Below are 19867 nucleotides of genomic sequence, written 5' to 3'. Positions count from 1 at the left end.
AAGCGGACGCAGAGCGTCCAATGCGGCATTCCCACGCAGAGCGTGGGAACGATCTGATGAACTTGAGGACACCGTTTTGCGCTCGACCGAAGTTGTGATCATTGGCGCCGGCGCCGCAGGCTTGATGTGCGCACTGACCGCCGCCGGGCGTGGGCGCAAGGTGATGTTGATCGACCACGCGAACAAGGCCGGCAAGAAGATCCTGATGTCCGGCGGTGGCCGCTGCAATTTCACCAATATGTACACGGAGCCGGCCAACTTCCTCTCGCACAATGCACACTTCTGCAAATCCGCCCTGGCGCGGTATACCCAGTGGGATTTCATCGGGCTGGTGGCCAAGCACGGCGTGCCGTACCACGAGAAGAAACTCGGCCAGCTGTTCTGCGATAACAAATCCAGCGACATCCTCGGCATGCTGCTCGACGAGTGCATCCAGGTCGGCGTCAACATGCACCTGGACACGTCCATCGAGGAGATCGCCAAAGTCGAAGGCGGCTACCAGCTGCAGACCACCTTGGGTGAGCTGCGCTGCGAATCCCTGGTCATCGCCACTGGCGGGCTGTCGATTCCGACACTGGGCGCCACCGGTTTTGGTTATCAAGTGGCCAAGCAGTTCGGCCATGAACTGCTGCCGACCCGCGCCGGTCTGGTGCCGTTCACCATCACCGATCAGCTCAAGGACTTGTGTGGCGAGTTGAGCGGCACCTCGGTGGATTGCCTGGTGAGCTGCAACGACCAGAGCTTTCGCGAGAACATCCTGTTTACCCACCGGGGTTTGAGCGGGCCGGCGATCTTGCAGATTTCTTCGTACTGGGAGTCCGGCGACACGGTGGAGATCAACCTGCTGCCCGACCACGACGCCCACGACTGGTTGCAACAGCAACAGGCCGAACGCCCGAATAGCGAGCTGAAAACCCTGCTGGGGGAGATCTTCACCAAGAAGATGGCCAACCTGCTGGCGGAAACCTGGTTTGTGTCCAAGCCGATGAAGCAGTACACCCATGCCGAGATTGCCGATATCGCGCAGAAACTCGGCAACTGGCAGCTGGTGCCGGCCGGGACTGAGGGTTATCGCACGGCCGAAGTGACGTTGGGCGGGGTGGATACGCGGGAAGTGTCGTCCAAGACCATGGAATCCCTGAAAAGCCCTGGCCTGTACTTTATCGGTGAAGTGTTGGATGTGACCGGTCACCTGGGCGGCTTCAACTTCCAGTGGGCGTGGGCTTCGGGCTACGCCGCCGCGCAATTTGCCTGACACCAAGGCTTCAACCCTTGAAATGCAATCCCTTGTGGGAGCTGGCTTGCCTGCGATAGCGGTGGTGGATTCACCGTCGCAATCGCAGGCAAGCCAGCTCCCACATTGTTATGTGGTGTTGCTGAAATAATTGCCAGCAGATGTGATCGCGACCCTTGCCGTGGCGTCACTGATGCGCCAACTTAACGGCATCGTCCCGGAAGACTCCAGCCTTCATGTCATCGACCTCGTTCAAGCAGTCCCTGCGCCGTCTCTGGGCGCTGGATAAATTCAGCTACAGCATCCGGGTATTCATCGCCCTCACCGGCAGCATGGCGCTGTGCTGGTATCAGGATGAGATGACGCTGCTGATCCCGCTGTTCCTGGGGATTATCGCCAGCGCCCTGGCCGAGACCGATGACAGTTGGCAAGGCCGCCTCAACGCCCTGGCGGTGACGCTGGTGTGTTTCAGCATTGCCGCGCTGTCGGTGGAGCTGTTGTTCCCCTATCCGTGGATCTTCGCGATTTCCCTGGCCCTGGCCACCTTCTGCCTGACCATGCTTGGCGCCCTCGGCGAACGTTATGGCGCGATTGCCTCGGCGACATTGATCCTCTCGGTGTACACCATGATCGGCGTGGACCAGCGCGGTGGCGCGGTCTCGGACTTCTGGCATGAGCCGCTGCTGCTGGTGGCCGGTGCCGCCTGGTATGGCGCGCTGTCGGTGCTGTGGCAGGCGCTGTTTTCCAACCAGCCGGTGCAGCAGAGCCTGGCGCGGTTGTTTCGTGAATTGGGGCGTTACCTCAAGCTCAAATCCTCGCTGTTCGAACCGATCCGCCAGTTGGATGTGGAAGCGCGCCGCCTGGAACTGGCCCAGCAAAACGGCCGGGTGGTCGCCGCGCTGAATGCGGCGAAGGAAATCATCCTGCACCGCGTGGGCAATGGTCGACCGGGTTCCAAGGTCAGTCGTTACCTCAAGCTGTACTTCCTCGCCCAGGACATCCACGAACGCGCCAGCTCATCGCACTACCCTTACAACGCCCTGGCCGAAGCCTTCTTCCACAGCGACGTGCTGTTCCGCTGCCAGCGCCTGCTGCGCCAGCAGGGCAAGGCCTGCCAGACCCTGGCCGAGTCGATCCAGCTGCGCCAGCCGTTCATCTATGACGACAGCTTCGCCGAAGCCTTGGGCGACTTGAACGCATCGCTGGAACACCTGCGCATCCAGAGCAACCCGGCGTGGCGCGGGCTCCTGCGTTCGTTGCGCGCGCTGGCGGCCAACCTGTCCACCCTCGACCGCCTGCTGGGCGATGCGAGCAACCCCGACCGCCTGGCGGATGCCACCGACAGCAACCTGCTGGACCGTGCGCCGCGCAACCTCAAGGAAATGTGGACGCGCCTGCGCACGCAGATGACGCCGACGTCGCTACTGTTTCGGCATGCGCTGCGCCTGTCCCTGGCGTTGACGGTCGGCTACGGCATGTTGCACGCGATCCACGCGTCCCAGGGCTACTGGATCATCCTCACCACGCTGTTTGTGTGCCAGCCGAACTACGGCGCCACCCGGCGCAAGCTCGGCCAGCGGATCATCGGCACCGCCATCGGCCTCACCGTGGCCTGGGCGCTGTTCGATCTGTTCCCGAGCCCCTTGGTGCAGTCGATGTTCGCCATCGCCGCCGGCCTGGTGTTCTTTATCAACCGCACCACCCGCTACACCCTGGCCACGGCGGCGATCACCCTGATGGTGCTGTTCTGCTTCAACCAGGTCGGTGATGGTTACGGGCTGTTCCTGCCGCGCTTGTTCGATACCCTGCTCGGCAGCCTGATCGCGGGCCTGGCGGTGTTCCTGTTCCTGCCGGACTGGCAAGGCCGCCGCCTGAACAAAGTGCTGGCCAACACCCTGACCTGCAACAGCATCTACTTGCGCCAGATCATGCAGCAATACGCCGCCGGCAAAAGCGACGACCTGGCCTACCGCCTGGCGCGACGCAACGCGCACAACGCCGATGCGGCGCTGTCCACGACCCTGGCGAACATGCTGATGGAGCCGGGGCACTTCCGTAAGGAGGCCGATGTGGGCTTCCGCTTCCTGGTGCTGTCCCACACCTTGCTCAGCTACTTGTCGGGGCTCGGCGCCCACCGCGAAACCCAGCTGCCGGCGGAGGTGCGTGAGCATTTGATCGATGGCGCCGGGAATACGTTGGCGGCGAGCATCGATGAAATCGCTACCGGGCTGGCGAACAAGCAGCCGATTGCGATCCAGAGTGACGCCGAGGAAGCGCTGGCGGCGGAGCTGGAGCAGATGCCGGATGAGATTGATGAAGGGCAGCGGTTGGTGCAGACGCAGTTGGCGTTGATTTGTCGGCAGTTGGGGCCGTTGCGGACTCTGGCTGCGCATTTGATCAAAGAAACCGGCGAGGCTTAAATCGCCTTCGCGAGCAAGCCCGCTCCCACACTTGATCGCATTCCAAGGGGTGTACTCGGTCAAATGTGGGAGCGGGCTTGCTCGCGAAGAGGCCCTTCCAGACACTACATCCCATGCGCCTTCATCAACCGCGCATAACTGCCATCATCCTTCATCCGCGCAATCTCCCGATCAAACCCAGCCACGATCTGCGCATGCTCGGGGTTCTTCAGGCTCACCAGAATATGCAGGCTGTTCTCACTCAACGGCGTAGGTAGAAACTCCACCGCATTGCGCACCTTTAGCGATTCACGCGCCAAGTAATACCGCGCTACGTATTCATCCTCCACCGTCAGCCGCACCCGCTGCGCCGCAAGCATGCGCACGGCCATGGAGAAGTTGTGCACAGGCACTTTCTGCAACTGCACATCGCCGTCGAACGCCGCCGAATAGGCATAACCGCGCACCACCGCAATCGGGTAGTCGTGCAACTGCGCCAGATCTTTGAACTCGATGGGATCGTCGCGGCGCTTGATAAAACGCACGCGGTTCAGCAGGTATTCGCCGGAGAACTGCCCCAGTTGCGTGCGGGCATCGTCGTACCAGGCGTTGACCAGCACGTCATACCGCCCGTCGCCCACGCCCATCAGCGCGCGGGCCCACGGCACCTGTTCGAAATCACTGGCGTAGCCTGCACGGGCCAGGGCCGTGCTGACGATGTCGGTGGCCAGGCCGCCATTGATCAAGGTGGCATCGGTAAAGGGTGGCCAGGCATCCGCGACCAGGCGTAAACGCTGGGCAAACGCCGGCTGGGCCAGCAACAACACTCCAATCAAAGCAACGGCACGAAACAATCGCGGCATGCTCAACGTCCTTGGCGGGCCCAGAGGTTCTAACAGTAGCTCAAGATTACACAAAGAAACGGGCGGCGAATGCACTCAGTGATGGCAATTTGATTTCACTCACAAAAAACAGCTGATTTAGACACAATCGGCTGCCGCGCTTACTATCCAGAACACCTACTGATAAGAGATTTCGCCATGACAGTCGATTGGGTCTGCAAACATCACACTGACTTGGGCAAGGAACAGCTGTACGCCATCCTGCGCCTGCGGGGCGAGGTGTTTGTCGTCGAGCAGAAATGCGTTTATCAGGACATCGACGGGCAGGACCTGGGCGGTGACACCCACCACCTGATGGCCTGGAAAGATGATGAGCTGGTGGCCTACCTGCGCCTGCTGGACCCGGAGTCCCAGGGCGGTGACGTGGTGATCGGCCGGGTGATCGTGGCGCCCGTAGCGCGCGGCACCGGGCTGGGGCATCAGATGATGGAAGAGACGCTCAAGCGCATTGCCGATATCTGGCCCGAGACGCCGATTTTTCTGTCGGCCCAGGCGCATTTGCAGGGGTATTACGGGCGGTATGGGTTTGTGGTGGCGGGGGAAGAGTATCTGGAGGATGACATTCCGCATATAGGTATGCGGCGGGTTTGAGGGCCTCTTCGCGAGCAAGCCCGCTCCCACATTTAACCGCGTACATCATTTGGAATGCGATCGAATGTGGGAGCGGGCTTGCTCGCGAAGGCGTCAGATCATTCACCACAAAACTTCAGGGATACCCCAACACCCGCTTCACCGAGTCCAGATTCTCAGCAATCCACCCCCGATCAATCGCCCCCCAGCTGCGAATCCGATACTGCCCCGCATGGTTGCGCGCACCGTCTTCCTGTTCGAATTCACACACGATGTCCAAGTCGGCCAACGCCGCAATCGTGTCCTGCGCCGTGCGCCGGGGCATGCCGGTCACGTCGGTCAGCGCCGGCACGTTGCTGGCCAGGCCGCTGTCGATCAGATACGCCACATACAGGCGGCGGTAGAAGCTGCTCTTGGTCTTGCTCACATCCATGGTCAATCGCCTTGTGCGCTCAGGGTTTGCCTTGCAGGTCGCGATACGTGAGGTACACCCGCAGGTCGAATTCCACCTGATGGTAGCCCGGCATCATGTAGTCGCAGAGTTTATAGAACGCCTTGTTGTGGTCCGATTCCTTAAAGTGCGCCAGCTCGTGTACCACGATCATGCGCAGGAACTCCGGCGCCGCGTCCTTGAACAGCGCGGCAATGCGGATCTCTTTCTTCGACTTCAGGTTACCGCCCTGCACCCGTGAAATCGTGGTGTGCAGGCCGAGGGCACGGTGGGTCAGGTCGAGGCGGTTATCGAACAGCACTTTGTCGATGGCCGGCGCGTTGCGCAGGTGCTCCTGCTTCAAGGCCAACGCATAGGCGTACAGGGCCTTGTCACTTTGCACGGCGTGGCGCTCGGGGTAACGCTGCTCCAGGTAGGCGCCCAACTGGTCTTTGGCGATCAATTGGCGCACTTGCTCCTGGAGCGCAGCGGGATAGGCCTGGAGGTATTTCAGCGCGGTCATGGGGTCTGCAACAGGGTTCGAATGGCCGCCAGTGTAGCGAATTCAGCCCAGGCGAGGGGGCGTCCAGGCCACGATCTCGTGCGCCATCAACGGCTGCGCCACCCACGGCCCCTGGATAAACGGGCAACCATTGGCCTTGAGCCACTCGGCCTGGGCCTGCGTCGCCACGCCTTCGGCGACCACCAGCACATCAAAATGCCCGCACAGCTCGATGATGCTGCGCGCCATCGCCGCATCCCGCGGCGAATCCGGCAGGCGCGAGACCAACTGCGGATCGAGCTTGAGGGTGTCGAAATCCAGGTCACGCAGGTGGGCCAGGGAACAATGGCCCATGCCGAAGTCATCCAGGGCGATCCGCACCCCGATCTGGCGCAGCAGCTTGAGTTGCTTGGCGGACTCTTCCAGGTTGCTGGTCAAGCTGTCTTCACCAATCTCCACCTCCAGCTGGCGCCCCTGCAAACCATGTCGCTCCAGCACCTGCTGCAGCTGGGCCGCGAGGTTGGGCATAGTGAACTGGTTGCTGCTCAGGCTGACACTCAACACCAGCTCCGGGTCGAAGGTCGATTGCCACGCCTGGCGCTGGGCCGCGACTTGCAGGTAGATCCAGGCGCTCAACTGGCTGATCAGGCGCGCCTCTTCCAGCAGTGGCAAAAACAGCCCCGGCGGCACATCACCGACGCTAGGGTGCTGCCAGCGCAATAGCGCCTCGACACCCCGCAAGCGCCCATCCTCCACCGACACCTGAGGCTGGTACACCAGGGTGAAGTCCTTGTTCTCGATGGCCGTGCGCACACTGTCTTCGAGCATCAGCCGTGAGCGGGCACGGCCGTTCATTTCCTGGTCGTAATAACGATACTGCTGACGTCCCGCGCGCTTGGCTTCGTACATGGCGATGTCCGCTGCACGCAGCAGGCCGCTCAAGTCCGCGCCGCAATCGGGGAAGGTGGCAATACCGATACTCACCCCGAGCATCACATCCAGGCCCTCGATCTGTTGGCAGATCGACACGCGTTCGATGAGTTTTTCCGCAATCTTGGCCGCTTGCTCGGGGAATTCCACCTCCAGCAAGGCGGTGAACTCATCTCCGCCCATGCGCCCCAGAATGTCACCGGAACGCAAGCACGCCTGCATTTGCTCCGACACCCAGCGCAGCACCCGATCCCCCGCGTCGTGCCCCAACGAGTCGTTGACCCGTTTGAAACCATCGAGGTCCAGGTACAACAACACCAGCGCGTGGTCGTTACGCTCGCTGCGCAACAGGGTGCTCTCCACCGCCTGGTGGAAGCCGCGCCGGTTCAGCAGGCCGGTCAACGGGTCGGTAACCGCCTGGAACTCCAGTTGCTGGTGCAGGTGACGCACTTCGGACATGTCCAGCACCGTCACCACCATGGCCTTCTGCTCGCTGGGCAGTGGCGCGCTGGATAAAGCCACCGGCACCTGCTGGCCGCGACTGGTGCGCAAAATGGCGTCGTGTTGGCGCCAGGTCTCGCCGTTGCAATACGCCTCGTACATCGGGAAGCTCAGCCAGGCGGGCACATGGGGTTTTTGCAGAAAGCTCAAGAAACTCTCACCCTGCAACTCGGCCATCGTCGCATTCAGCAGCCGCGAGATCGCCGGGTTGGCGTACTGGATCACGCTGCCCTCACCCACCACCAGGATGCCTTCGGCGGCGTTGTCCAGCACCGACGCATTGAAGGCGCGGGCCGATTCCAGGTCGTGGCTCAAGCGCTGCAACGCCCGGCGATTACGCTGGTGCTCCAGCAGCGCCTGCACCTTGGGCTTGAGGATATGCGGATCGAAGGGTTTGAACAGGTAGTCGATCGCACCGCTGGCATAGCCTTCCAGCACCGCGGCGGGAGATTGGGCGTGAGCGGTGAGGAAGATAATCGGCGTCATGCGCGTGCGTTGGCTGCCGCGCATCAGCCGCGCCACTTCAAACCCGTCCATGCCGGGCATGCGTACGTCGAGCAAAACCAGGTCGACTTCGTGGGCCAGCAGTAATTCCAGGGCTTCCAGCCCGGAAGCGGCGGTCATTACCCGCCAGTCTTCGCGCTGCAAAAGCGCGCGCATGCTGATGAGGTTTTCCGGGTAGTCATCGACCACCAGAAGAACCGAACTGCCATCGCCGTTATGTGGAGCGCAATCCATGCTACGTCTCTTCCTTAAGGAGCCATTCCGGTCATTTTTGAGAGAAAACCCGGACAAACCCTGAGGGCTCACTCTAGACCCGGTTCCTACAAAGCAGAAGTGACGTGGGTGCCATCATTGACTCAAAGCTCAGGAAGCCGACTAACGGTCAACCCCTACAGGCCACGGTTCATGGGAAACATGGCTTTTTGGCATTCATTTGGCGCCAATAAATCGTCAGAAAATGTTTAACAACCGCGGGACCACCGCCTATAAAGAACCCGTCTGGCCCACGGGCCAAAGCCTTCACCTCCTGTATAAGGCCTACACCATGATCGATCTTTCCACCTGGAACCTCAGCATCCCGGTCGGGTCGCCCCCCGCGACCATCGACACGCCGAAGCTGATGAGCGGCTTCAACGACCAGTACTTCCAGGCCGAAGGCAGCAACGTGCAATTCTGGACCCCCGTCACCGGCACCCGCACGGAAAACGCCATTTACCCACGCAGCGAATTGCGTGAGACCTACGCCGATGGGCGCTTGCGCAACTGGACCTACCCGGACGCGAACAACTTCCTGCGGGCCACATTGGAGGTCAACCAGGTACCCTCCTCCGGCAAAGTGGTTATCGGGCAGATCCATGCCTATGACAGCCAGAAGCCGCTGATCAAGTTGGAATACCAATTCAAGGAGAAGACCCAGACCGGCAATATCGTCGCCAAGGTACGCATGCGACCGGATGACAGCGAGGGCCGGGTGATTACCGTGGCGTCCAATGTGCCGTTGGAGAAAAGCTTTACCTATGTCATTAATTTGAATAAAGCCGGGCTGCTCAGTGTGTATGCCGCTGATGGGCAGTGGAATGAGCGCATTGGTGCGGCGTGGGGGGCCAAGCCGTTGTATTTCAAGGCGGGGGTGTATGTGCAGGACAACAGTGGGGATAGCAAGGAAGGCGCGCGGGTGACGTTTGCCAAGCTGGATATTGATCACGACTGAGCCTCGCTCACTATCGTGTAGGCCTTGTCCTAACGAGCCAGAGATCAATCACCTTTTTGAACACGCGAATAATCCCTGTGGGAGCCGGGCTTGCCCGCGATGGCGGTGTATCAGGCAACATCTTCGGTGGCTGGCCCACCGCCATCGCGGGCAAGCCCGGCTCCCACAGGGGTTCTGCGTCCTACAGGGCCGTTGCGGCAAGTCGATACCCCGCATATAGTTCGCCCCGTCGCCGGCATTGAACGGCGATAGGGTTTCGCAGCCCTAACGATACGTGTGTAACCAAGCATCATGAATACAATGATGAGCGCTTCGGCGCCCGTCGTCTGTTTTATGGTGGCTGTGTGTGGGAGATCTTCGGATCTGCCGGGTTCCTCGTATCCTCGGTCTGCGAACCCGCACACAGCTACCACCCATTTCGTTTCGCAGCGAACGGCGGTAGTCCTTCTTGATACGAGGAGTATTTGCCATGACACAACAGCATCCACCCCGCCGCTTCTACCCCTGCACCGAAAACGCAACCGACAACCCCGTCCTGTTGATCGACAGCGACGCCCCGCTGCCGGACCTCCACGCCTGCCTACGCGAACGCCTCAACGCCGCCCTTGAGCACCTCAACCTGATGGCCTGCTCCAGCCTGCCGGACTTCGCCGAGCGCGACCTGAACAATGTGACGAACACGGCGCGCATTCTGGTGCAGGACGTCAGTGATGTGTTCCGCGTCATCGAGCACCGGGGATTCACAACACCTGAAGCCGCCTGATCGAATCCCACGCACCAAAAAGCCCGTAATCACTGCGGGCTTTTTGGTTGCCAGCGATCTCTGTTTAACTCTCAATGCATGCCATAAGCCGGTTAAAGGACAGAAAAACGCGCTTGGAAATAGCGAGAAAATATAAAAAACTGGTGAATGTCACAGGTTACACAAGGAATGGAGGAACTGAATATGGCTCTGTTGGCGTCTTCAGGCGTTACAAGCTGCCCCCATTCACATTGCTACGAGGTACCGGTCATGGCTCTCCATCAGTTCAGACTTTCAACCAACAGCGGTGCAGATACAAATATCGGCGGTGCTACCTCGCCCGCCCAGCCCAACGCCGCTCTTTACGTATGGCACAAAGAATTCGTGGGTGCGGTGCCCACATGGACAAACGTCAGTAGCGGGTATGCTGATATCTACGGCGTCTTCGGAATATGGTTGCCTATCCCTAATGACGGCAACGTGAGCGATTGGGCGATCACTAACGGAGAGCATCCCGATGCCGCTACTCCCGCAACCGGCCAGAACTCAGATCCTGTGATAACGAATTTATTGGGCAACAATTCCTCGGTATTTGTTGAAGGCACCGCCATGCCTTATACAAGAGTCGATGTACACGAAGCTGGTACGGGCGTTTTCCTGGGCTCCATCCCGACACGCCCCGACGGTTTTTTTTCGGGCGGGCTAGGCAATGTAAGACCGGGCCCGATCAATGTCGTCGTCAGGTACACAGGTGACAACGGCAGTACTTTCTCAGCATGGAGTAACACCCTGTATACAAACGCAACTTAGTCCAAACGCTGCCACTGAAACGCCCACAAAAAAGCCCGCATCGCTGCGGGCTTCTTTTTAAACGCTTAAGGCTCAGTTCACCTTGGCGTTCAACTCACCTTTCAGGTAACGCTGGTACATGGCTTCGAGGGAGATCGGCTTGATCTTCGAACCATTACCCGCAGTACCAAACGCCTCATAACGGGCGATACACACATCACGCATCGCAGTCACGGTGGCACCAAAGAACTTACGCGGGTCGAACTCGCTCGGGTTGGTAGCCATCAGGCGACGCATCGCACCGGTGGACGCCAGGCGCAGGTCGGTGTCGATGTTGACCTTGCGCACGCCGTGCTTGATGCCTTCGACGATTTCTTCAACCGGTACGCCGTAGGTTTCTTTGATGTCGCCGCCGTACTGGTTGATGATCGCCAGCCATTCTTGCGGTACCGAGGAAGAGCCGTGCATCACCAGGTGGGTGTTGGGGATGCGTTTGTGGATTTCCTTGATGCGGTCGATGGCCAGCACGTCACCGGTAGGTGGCTTGGTGAACTTGTAGGCGCCGTGGCTGGTGCCGATGGCGATGGCCAGGGCGTCAACTTGGGTCTTTTTCACGAAGTCAGCAGCTTCTTCCGGGTCGGTCAGCATCTGGCTGTGATCCAGCACGCCTTCGGCGCCGATGCCGTCTTCTTCGCCGGCCATGCCGGTTTCCAGGGAACCCAGGCAGCCCAGCTCGCCTTCAACCGACACGCCGCAGGCGTGGGCCAGGGCGACGGTTTGTTGGGTAACGCGTACGTTGTACTCGTAGTCGGTTGGGGTCTTGCCGTCTTCGCCGAGGGAACCGTCCATCATCACCGAGCTGAAGCCCAGCTGGATGGAACGCTGGCACACGTCAGGGCTGGTGCCGTGGTCCTGGTGCATGCACACCGGGATGTGTGGGAATTCTTCGATGGCCGCGAGGATCAGGTGACGCAGGAACGGCGCGCCGGCGTATTTGCGGGCACCGGCCGAAGCCTGGACGATCACGGGGGAGTCGGTCTTGTCAGCGGCTTCCATGATGGCGCGCATCTGCTCAAGGTTGTTGACGTTAAAGGCTGGGACGCCGTAGCCGAACTCGGCTGCGTGGTCCAGCATTTGACGCATGCTGATAAGTGCCATTGTGTTGTCTCTCCCGGTCGAGGGTCGTTAATCGTGCAAGCCTGCCGTAGCGGCGGCTGCTATTCAAGTTATTGCAGGTCAGGCTGTAAAACCTGGTCTGCTGAATCGTTATTGCAGTGTCCGGCTCGCAACTGATGCCACTTTGGAACCGGATTTACTGTGGGAGCGGGCTTGCTCGCGAAAGCGGAGGGTCAGCCACCAGATGCATCAACTGACACACCGTCTTCGCGAGCAAGCCCGCTCCCACATTTGAATCTCATTTGTCTTGAGACCGAGTTCTTATTGGGCTTTGCAGCCGCGCCCGATCAAATCATCGGTGGCAACCCAGTAAACCAGGCCTTCCTCACCTTTTGTGTGAAACGCCAATTGGTCGTTGGCGTACAGCACACCCGAGGCGGCCACGTCTTGTTTCAGGCGATAGACCTGATCAGAACCGCCGAGGCGAACATCCACCTCGGATTTAGCCGCATTGGCAAAGCGCCAGTTGACCTCGGCCTTGCTGTCGCAAGTCCAGGTGGTCCACTTGTCGGCAGTTTCTGCCTTGCTGTCGAACATGTTCATGCTGCTGCAACCGGCCAACAGGGCCAGGGCTGCCAGGGCGAAAACGCCTTTCATTGCCAATCCTCGTGAGGCGACCGTTGGCCGCCATTTGATCAGACCCGTCAAGGACAACCCTGTTCCTGACCGTTGGGCGCGGCGTCGTATTTCTCCAGCCGCTCATTGCCGATGCGCTTGTTGATCACCGGCATGGTCTCGGCTTGCCAGTCAGCCTGGTAGCAGCTTTTTTTCGCCTGCACCCCAGGCGTTCCGGCCTCGGGCGCCGCATTTGGCGTGCTGCCGCAGCCGGCCAACAGGCCCGCTGCAATCACCAGTGCCAACGACTTGATCATGGGAAGGCTCCTTTTCCGCATCACCCGCTTTAGCCTTTGGCTCGGGTTTCCAGCACTTCAACGGCCGGCAACACTTTGCCCTCGACGAATTCGAGGAACGCGCCGCCACCGGTAGAAATGTAGGAGATCTGATCAGCAACGCCATATTTATCGATGGCCGCCAGGGTGTCGCCACCACCGGCAATCGAGAACGCCGAGCTTTCAGCAATGGCCTTGGCCAACACTTTGGTGCCGTTGCCGAACTGGTCGAACTCGAACACGCCGACCGGACCGTTCCACAGGATGGTCTGGGAAGCTTTCAGCAGTTCAGCGAAGTTGGCTGCGGTTTGCGGGCCGATGTCCAGGATCATGTCGTCGTCGGCCACGTCAGCGATCAGCTTGACGGTGGCGGCGGCGCTCTCGGCGAATTCCTTGGCGACGACGACGTCTACCGGCAATGGCACGCTGACTTTAGCGGCAATGGCGCGGGCGGTATCCAGCAGGTCCGGTTCGTACAGGGACTTGCCCACCGGGTGACCGGCTGCGGCCAGGAAAGTGTTGGCGATGCCGCCGCCAACGATCAGTTGGTTACAGATCTGGCTCAGGCTGTTGAGTACGTCCAGCTTGGTGGAGACCTTGGAACCGGCAACGATGGCGGCCATCGGTTGCGCCGGCGCGCCCAGGGCCTTGCCCAGTGCATCCAGTTCAGCCGCCAGCAACGGGCCAGCGGCGGCAACCTTGGCAAACTTGGCCACGCCGTGGGTCGAACCCTCGGCACGGTGCGCGGTGCCGAAGGCGTCCATCACAAATACGTCGCACAGCGCCGCGTATTGCTGGGCCAGTTCATCGCTGTTCTTTTTCTCGCCTTTGTTGAAGCGCACGTTTTCGAACAGCACGATATCGCCGGCCGCAACGGATACGCCAGCCAGGTAGTCAGCCACCAGCGGCACGTCACGGCCGAGGGCTTTGCTGAGGTAATCGGCTACAGGCTTGAGGCTGTTTTCGGCGGAGAACTCACCTTCGGTCGGGCGACCCAAGTGGGAGCAGACCATCACGGCCGCACCTTTTTCCAGGGCCAGCTTGATGGTCGGCAGCGAGGCCAGGATTCGCGCATCGCTGGTGACAACACCGTCCTTGACTGGGACGTTGAGGTCTTCGCGGATCAGTACGCGCTTACCTTGCAGATCGAGGTCGGTCATCTTCAACACGGTCATGGGTCGCAGTTCCTGAATTACTGTTGAGGTTGTTTAGAAGCGATGTGCAGATAATGGCCTGCAACATCCAGCATGCGGTTGGCAAAGCCCCATTCGTTGTCGAACCAGGCCAGGATGTTCACCAGCCGTGGGCCGGAAACGCGGGTCTGGCTGGCATCGACAATCGCCGAATGCGGGTCATGGTTGAAATCACAACTGGCGTGGGGCAACTCGGTGTAGGCCAAAAGGCCTTTGAGCGGGCCGCTGGTGGCGGCGTCGCGCAGGATCCGGTTGACCTCCACGGCATCGGTGTCGCTCACGGTCTGCATGGTGATGTCCAGGCAGGACACGTTCACCGTCGGCACCCGTACCGCTTTGGCCTGGATTCGCCCGGCAAGTTCCGGCAGCAGTCGCTCGATACCACGCGCCAGGCCGGTAGACACCGGAATCACCGACTGGAACGCCGAACGCGTGCGGCGCAGGTCTTCATGGTGGTAGGCGTCGATCACCGGCTGGTCGTTCATCGCCGAGTGAATGGTGGTGATCGACACGTAATCCACGCCGATCGCCTGATCCAGCAGGCGCAACAACGGCACGCTGCAGTTAGTGGTGCAGGACGCGTTGGACACCAGCAGCTCGGCGCCGGTCAGGCAATCCTGGTTGATGCCGTAGACGATGGTGGCGTCGACATCCGCCTCGCTGGCCATCGGCTGGGAAAACAGCACACGCGGTGCGCCGGCGTCGAGGAAACGCTGGCCATCGGCACGGGTGTGATAGACACCGGAACATTCCAGCACCAGGTCGACGCCCAGTGCTTTCCAGTCGATGCCTTCGGGGGTGGCACTGCGCAGGACCTGCACGCAGTTGCCATTAATATGCAGACAATCGCCCTCGACCCGCACTTCGCCGGGGAACCGGCCGTGGGTGGAGTCAAAGCGTGTCAGGTATTCGATGCTGGCCATATCGGCCAGATCATTGATCGCAACAATTTCAAACCCGGCAGCCGGCCCTCGCTCGAACAGAGCACGCAAGACGCAACGACCAATGCGGCCGTAGCCGTTGAGTGCAACTTTGTAGGGACGCGGTTGAGGCATGGGGTTCTCGATTACCTTGGGTAAAGGGGTGACTGTCAGACCGCTTTCGCGAGCAAGCCCGCTCCCACATTTTGACCGCATTCTCATGCTGGAACTCGGTCAAGTGTGGGAGCGGGCTTGCTCGCGAAGGCGCCGGTACCGCCACCCCAATTTACAGCCTTAGTCTTCCAGCAGCTCTTCAGCCTGACCCAGGATGTTGTCCAGGGTGAAACCGAACTCTTCGAACAACGCTGGCGCCGGCGCCGACTCACCGTAGGTGGTCATGCCGATCACGCGGCCTTCCAGGCCCACGTACTTGTACCAGTAGTCGGCGTGAGCCGCTTCGATGGCGATACGCGCGCTGACCTGCAACGGCAGAACCGATTGCTTGTAGCCAGCGTCCTGGGCGTCGAACACGCTGGTGCACGGGATCGAAACCACGCGAACCTTGCGGCCTTGCTCGGTCAGCTTGTCGTACGCCTGAACGGTCAGGCCCACTTCGGAACCGGTGGAGATCAGGATCAGCTCCGGCTCGCCGTCGCAGTCCTTCAGCACATAACCGCCACGGGCAATGTCAGCGATCTGCGCGTCGGTACGCACCTGGTGTTGCAGGTTCTGACGGGAGAAGATCAGCGCCGAAGGGCCGTCCTTGCGCTCGATAGCGTGCTTCCAGGCCACGGCGGATTCCACCGCGTCGGCTGGGCGCCAGGTGTCCAGGTTCGGCGTGGTACGCAGGCTGGTCAGTTGCTCGACCGGCTGGTGCGTCGGGCCGTCTTCGCCCAGACCGATGGAGTCGTGGGTGTAGACGTGGATCACGCGCTTCTTCATCAGCGCAGCCATACGCACGGCGTTGCGCGCGTATTCCATGAACATCAGGAAGGTCGCGCCGTAAGGCACCAGGCCGCCGTGCAGGGACACGCCGTTCATGATGGCGCTCATGCCGAACTCACGCACGCCGTAGTACATGTAGTTGCCGCTGGCGTCTTCAGCCGATACGCCTTTGCAACCTTTCCATAGGGTCAGGTTGGAACCGGCCAGGTCAGCCGAACCGCCGAGGATCTCAGGCAGCAGCGGGCCAAAGGCGTTCAGGGTGTTCTGGCTGGCTTTACGGCTGGCGATGGTCTCGCCCTTGGCCGCGACTTCGGCGATGTAGGCCGAGGCTTTTTCCGAGAAATCGGCAGGCAGGTCACCGGCCAGACGACGGACCAGTTCGTTGGCCAGCTCCGGGAATTCGGCGGAGTAGGCAGCGAAACGCTGGTCCCACTCGGCTTCGGTGGCCAGGCCTTTTTCTTTCGCATCCCACTCGGCGTAGATGTCGGCCGGGATTTCGAACGGGCCGTGGTTCCACTTCAGCGCAGCACGGGTCAGGGCGATTTCCGCGTCACCCAGTGGGGCGCCGTGGCAGTCTTCCTTGCCTTGCTTGTTCGGCGAACCGAAGCCGATGGTGGTCTTGCAGCAGATCAGGGTCGGCTGCGCGCTCTTGCGCGCGGTGTCGATGGCGGTCTTGATCTCTTCCGGGTCGTGACCGTCGACGTTGCGGATAACCTGCCAGTTGTAGGCTTCGAAACGCTTCGGGGTGTCATCGGTGAACCAGCCTTCGACTTCGCCGTCGATGGAGATGCCGTTGTCATCGTAGAAGGCAATCAGCTTGCCCAGGCCCAGGGTACCGGCCAGGGAAGCGACTTCGTGGGAAATGCCTTCCATCATGCAGCCATCACCCAGGAACACATAGGTGTGGTGATCGACGATGTCGTGGCCAGGGCGGTTGAACTGCGCGCCCAGGACTTTTTCCGCCAGCGCGAAACCAACGGCGTTGGCCAGGCCTTGGCCCAGGGGACCGGTGGTGGTCTCGACGCCTGGGGTGTAGCCGAATTCCGGGTGACCCGGGGTGCGGCTGTGCAGCTGGCGGAAGCTTTTCAGATCGTCAATGGTGACGTCGTAGCCGGTCAGGTGCAGCAGTGAATAGATCAACATCGAGCCATGGCCGTTGGACAGCACGAAGCGGTCACGGTCGGCGAACGATGGATTGGTCGGGTTGTGCTTCAGGTAGTCACGCCAAAGTACCTCGGCGATATCCGCCATGCCCATCGGGGCACCGGGATGGCCGCTGTTGGCTTTTTGCACGGCATCCATGCTGAGGGCACGAATGGCGTTGGCACGCTCACGACGGCTGGGCATCGCTGATCTCCTGGGGGCTTGTATAAAAGAAACGGAAAAAAGGACCGGCATTTTCCCTCAGCCACCGCTTGCGGGCAATGACAGATAGTCACTTGAGCGGTTTTTCCTGTGCTTGGGGCGCCATTCCCTTGCAGAAACCGGTCACCCGTTCGTCTAAAGGTTATCGCGGTCGCTTATAACCGCCACTTATCGATCAATATCAAAACTTTTTGATATTGACCTTGCGAGGATTACCCCCCGTCTCTAGACTGCTGGCCATTATGAATCTACCCGTGCCCTCCCTGCGTCCCGACGACGGCGATGAACTGGCAGCCTTGTGCAAGGCCGCTGGCGATCCGTTGCGTCTGAACGTGCTGCGCGCACTGGCCAACGACTCGTTTGGCGTACTGGAACTGGCGCAGATCTTTGCCATCGGCCAGTCGGGCATGAGCCACCACTTGAAGGTACTGGCCCAGGCCGATCTGGTGGCGACCCGCCGCGAGGGCAATGCGATTTTCTACCGCCGCGCCCTGCCCCACACCGAACTGCTGGGCGGCAAGCTGCACGCGGCCCTGCTCGACGAAGTGGACAGCCTGGGCCTGCCGGGCGATGTGCAAGCCCGCATCGGCCAGGTCCACGGGCAACGCGCGGCGGCCAGCCAGGACTTTTTCTCACGGGTCGCCGAGAAGTTTCGCGCCCAACAGGATCTGATCGCCGGTTTGGCCCAATACCGCGAAAGCGTACTGGCGCTGCTGGACAAGCTGAGCTTCAGTGATGAGGCCACGGCGCTGGAAGTCGGCCCTGGCGATGGCGGTTTCCTGCCGGAGCTGGCGCGACGCTTCCAGCAAGTCACTGCGCTGGACAATAGCCCGGCGATGCTCGAACTGGCGCGCCAGCTGTGTGAGCGCGAAGCCTTGGGCAATGTCACGCTGCAACTGGCTGATGCACTCAATAGCGCATCGATCAAGGCCGACTGCGTGGTGCTGAACATGGTCTTGCACCATTTCGCCGCCCCCGCCGACGCCCTCAAGCAAATGGCCGGGCTGCTGCACCCCGGCGGTAGCCTGCTGGTTACGGATTTATGCAGCCACAACCAGAATTGGGCCAGGGAGGCCTGCGGTGATCTCTGGTTGGGTTTTGAACAGGACGATCTGGCCCGTTGGGCCACCGCTGCGGGACTCGTTCCCGGGGAAAGCCTCTATGTAGGTTTACGTAATGGTTTCCAGATCCAGGTCCGCCATTTTCAGCGACCGGCTGGCGACACTCACCATCGGTAAATATCAGGAAAACATCGAGATGAGCGAATACTCCCTTTTCACCTCCGAGTCCGTGTCTGAAGGGCATCCGGACAAAATCGCCGACCAGATTTCTGACGCGGTGCTGGACGCCATCATTGCTGAAGACAAGTTCGCCCGTGTGGCGTGCGAGACTCTGGTGAAAACCGGTGTAGCGATCATCGCTGGCGAAGTGACCACCACCGCCTGGGTTGACCTGGAGCAGATCGTCCGTGATGTGATCACCGACATCGGCTACAACAGCTCCGACGTCGGTTTCGACGGCGCCACCTGCGGCGTGATGAACATCATCGGCAAGCAGTCCCCCGACATCAACCAGGGTGTGGACCGTGCCAAGCCTGAAGATCAGGGTGCCGGCGACCAGGGCCTGATGTTCGGCTACGCCAGCAACGAGACCGACGTGCTGATGCCAGCACCGATCACCTTCTCGCATCAGTTGGTACAACGCCAGGCCGAAGCCCGTAAATCCGGCCTGCTGCCTTGGCTGCGCCCGGACGCCAAGTCCCAGGTGACCTGCCGCTACGAGGGCGGCAAAGTTGTCGGGATCGACGCCGTCGTGCTGTCGACCCAGCACAACCCGGACGTGTCCTACGCCGACCTGCGCGAAGGCGTGATGGAGCTGATCGTCAAGCACGTGCTGCCGGCCGAACTGCTGAGCAAGGACACCCAGTTCCACATCAACCCGACTGGCCAGTTCATCATTGGTGGCCCAGTGGGCGACTGCGGCCTGACCGGTCGCAAGATCATCGTCGACAGCTACGGCGGCATGGCCCGTCACGGCGGCGGCGCGTTCTCCGGCAAGGACCCTTCCAAGGTTGACCGTTCGGCAGCCTACGCTGGTCGTTACGTGGCCAAGAACATCGTCGCGGCCGGCCTGGCCGAGCGTTGCGAGATTCAGGTTTCCTACGCTATCGGCGTGGCCCAACCTACGTCGATCTCGCTGAATACCTTCGGTACCGGCAAGATCAGCGATGACAAGATCGTCAAGCTGGTGCGTGAGATCTTCGACCTGCGCCCGTACGCCATCACCACCATGCTCGACCTGCTGCACCCGATGTACCAGGAAACCGCAGCCTACGGCCACTTCGGTCGCACGCCTGCACAGAAGACCGTCGGCGACGACACCTTCACCACGTTCACCTGGGAAAAAACCGACCGCGCCGACGACTTGCGCGTCGCTGCCGGCCTGTAAGCACCCGCAGCACCCAAAGCCCTGCCGGGTTCAACCGGCGGGGCTTTTTTTTGCCACATGATTCGCGGCGATCTTCACATTTTTTGGATCCAAACCTTGCAGGCCAAATAATGGCCCTCTAGAATCCGCGCCCTCTCGGGCCCTTCACCTTATTTGGATATTGCCTTGCGCCAGCCCGGGATTCACCAGCGCGCAAGCAATCGAACATTGAGGTTTT

18 protein-coding genes are annotated in these 19867 nt (G+C 60.6%); 8 read left to right on the top strand and 10 right to left on the bottom strand.

The window, feature by feature from the left end; all coding sequences use genetic code 11:
- Positions 1–76: 76 nt before the first annotated feature.
- Both ACZRMO_RS07880 and yccS read left to right on the top strand, forming a co-directional pair.
- On the top strand, positions 77–1255 hold the full coding sequence (locus ACZRMO_RS07880; protein ID WP_463972453.1) for a BaiN/RdsA family NAD(P)/FAD-dependent oxidoreductase: 1179 nt from the start codon (positions 77–79) through the stop codon (positions 1253–1255).
- A gap of 215 nt (positions 1256–1470) precedes the next feature.
- Complete coding sequence (gene yccS / locus ACZRMO_RS07875; protein ID WP_124527225.1) at positions 1471–3654, top strand: YccS family putative transporter; 2184 nt, start codon at positions 1471–1473, stop codon at positions 3652–3654.
- Positions 3655–3758: 104 nt separating this feature from the next.
- On the opposite strand, the gene ACZRMO_RS07870 is transcribed toward yccS, so the two are convergent.
- A complete protein-coding gene (locus ACZRMO_RS07870) occupies positions 3759–4496 on the bottom strand; it encodes a substrate-binding periplasmic protein (protein ID WP_124527226.1) in 738 nt (245 codons plus the stop codon).
- Between the two features lie 177 nt (positions 4497–4673).
- Between ACZRMO_RS07870 and ACZRMO_RS07865 the strand changes: the two genes are divergently transcribed.
- A complete protein-coding gene (locus ACZRMO_RS07865; RefSeq protein ID WP_124527227.1) occupies positions 4674–5126 on the top strand; it encodes a GNAT family N-acetyltransferase in 453 nt (150 codons plus the stop codon).
- A 115-nt stretch (positions 5127–5241) separates the two neighbouring features.
- On the opposite strand, the gene ACZRMO_RS07860 is transcribed toward ACZRMO_RS07865, so the two are convergent.
- The 3 genes from ACZRMO_RS07860 to ACZRMO_RS07850 are packed head-to-tail and all read right to left on the bottom strand — an operon-like array spanning position 5242 to position 8206.
- Positions 5242–5538, bottom strand: a complete 297-nt coding sequence (locus ACZRMO_RS07860) for a winged helix-turn-helix domain-containing protein (protein WP_124527228.1) — start codon at positions 5536–5538, stop codon at positions 5242–5244.
- 19 nt (positions 5539–5557) lie between these two features.
- Positions 5558–6058, bottom strand: coding sequence for a M48 metallopeptidase family protein (locus tag ACZRMO_RS07855; RefSeq protein ID WP_017735682.1), 501 nt, complete (start codon positions 6056–6058; stop codon positions 5558–5560).
- 42 nt (positions 6059–6100) lie between these two features.
- Complete coding sequence (locus ACZRMO_RS07850) at positions 6101–8206, bottom strand: putative bifunctional diguanylate cyclase/phosphodiesterase (protein ID WP_463972452.1); 2106 nt, start codon at positions 8204–8206, stop codon at positions 6101–6103.
- A 310-nt stretch (positions 8207–8516) separates the two neighbouring features.
- On the opposite strand from ACZRMO_RS07850, the gene ACZRMO_RS07845 reads away from it, so the two are divergent.
- The 3 genes from ACZRMO_RS07845 (at position 8517) to ACZRMO_RS07835 (ending at position 10734) form a co-directional block, all read left to right on the top strand.
- Entirely contained in the window at positions 8517–9182 is a 666-nt protein-coding gene (locus ACZRMO_RS07845; RefSeq protein ID WP_463972451.1) for a polysaccharide lyase family 7 protein, read from the top strand.
- Positions 9183–9651: 469 nt separating this feature from the next.
- Entirely contained in the window at positions 9652–9945 is a 294-nt protein-coding gene (locus ACZRMO_RS07840; RefSeq protein ID WP_463972450.1) for a fructose-bisphosphate aldolase, read from the top strand.
- A gap of 168 nt (positions 9946–10113) precedes the next feature.
- On the top strand, positions 10114–10734 hold the full coding sequence (locus tag ACZRMO_RS07835) for a hypothetical protein (RefSeq protein ID WP_463972449.1): 621 nt from the start codon (positions 10114–10116) through the stop codon (positions 10732–10734).
- 72 nt (positions 10735–10806) lie between these two features.
- On the opposite strand, the gene fba is transcribed toward ACZRMO_RS07835, so the two are convergent.
- The 6 genes from fba to tkt all read right to left on the bottom strand — a co-directional run bounded on the left by fba (position 10807) and on the right by tkt (position 17184).
- Entirely contained in the window at positions 10807–11871 is a 1065-nt protein-coding gene (fba, locus tag ACZRMO_RS07830) for a class II fructose-bisphosphate aldolase (RefSeq protein ID WP_032884050.1), read from the bottom strand.
- 279 nt (positions 11872–12150) lie between these two features.
- Complete coding sequence (locus tag ACZRMO_RS07825; protein ID WP_463972448.1) at positions 12151–12486, bottom strand: MliC family protein; 336 nt, start codon at positions 12484–12486, stop codon at positions 12151–12153.
- 47 nt (positions 12487–12533) lie between these two features.
- Positions 12534–12761 carry a hypothetical protein gene (locus ACZRMO_RS07820; protein WP_124527234.1) on the bottom strand — a complete coding sequence of 76 codons (228 nt, stop codon included), beginning with the start codon at positions 12759–12761 and terminating at the stop codon, positions 12534–12536.
- A 29-nt stretch (positions 12762–12790) separates the two neighbouring features.
- The gene (locus ACZRMO_RS07815) at positions 12791–13954 is read right to left on the bottom strand and encodes a phosphoglycerate kinase (protein WP_463972447.1); all 1164 of its coding nucleotides are present in this window, start codon (positions 13952–13954) and stop codon (positions 12791–12793) included.
- A 17-nt stretch (positions 13955–13971) separates the two neighbouring features.
- A complete protein-coding gene (gene epd / locus ACZRMO_RS07810; protein ID WP_463972446.1) occupies positions 13972–15027 on the bottom strand; it encodes an erythrose-4-phosphate dehydrogenase in 1056 nt (351 codons plus the stop codon).
- Between the two features lie 159 nt (positions 15028–15186).
- The gene (gene tkt / locus ACZRMO_RS07805) at positions 15187–17184 is read right to left on the bottom strand and encodes a transketolase (protein ID WP_017735691.1); all 1998 of its coding nucleotides are present in this window, start codon (positions 17182–17184) and stop codon (positions 15187–15189) included.
- A 260-nt stretch (positions 17185–17444) separates the two neighbouring features.
- On the opposite strand from tkt, the gene ACZRMO_RS07800 reads away from it, so the two are divergent.
- On the top strand, positions 17445–18440 hold the full coding sequence (locus ACZRMO_RS07800; RefSeq protein ID WP_463972445.1) for an ArsR/SmtB family transcription factor: 996 nt from the start codon (positions 17445–17447) through the stop codon (positions 18438–18440).
- A 19-nt stretch (positions 18441–18459) separates the two neighbouring features.
- Positions 18460–19650 carry a methionine adenosyltransferase gene (metK, locus tag ACZRMO_RS07795; RefSeq protein WP_017735693.1) on the top strand — a complete coding sequence of 397 codons (1191 nt, stop codon included), beginning with the start codon at positions 18460–18462 and terminating at the stop codon, positions 19648–19650.
- The last annotated feature ends 217 nt before the right edge of the window (positions 19651–19867 follow it).

The organism is Pseudomonas sp. B611 (genome assembly GCF_055407965.1).
The sequence above is the reverse complement of the archived record's forward strand: the minus strand, read 5'-3'. Positions and strand labels throughout refer to the sequence as shown.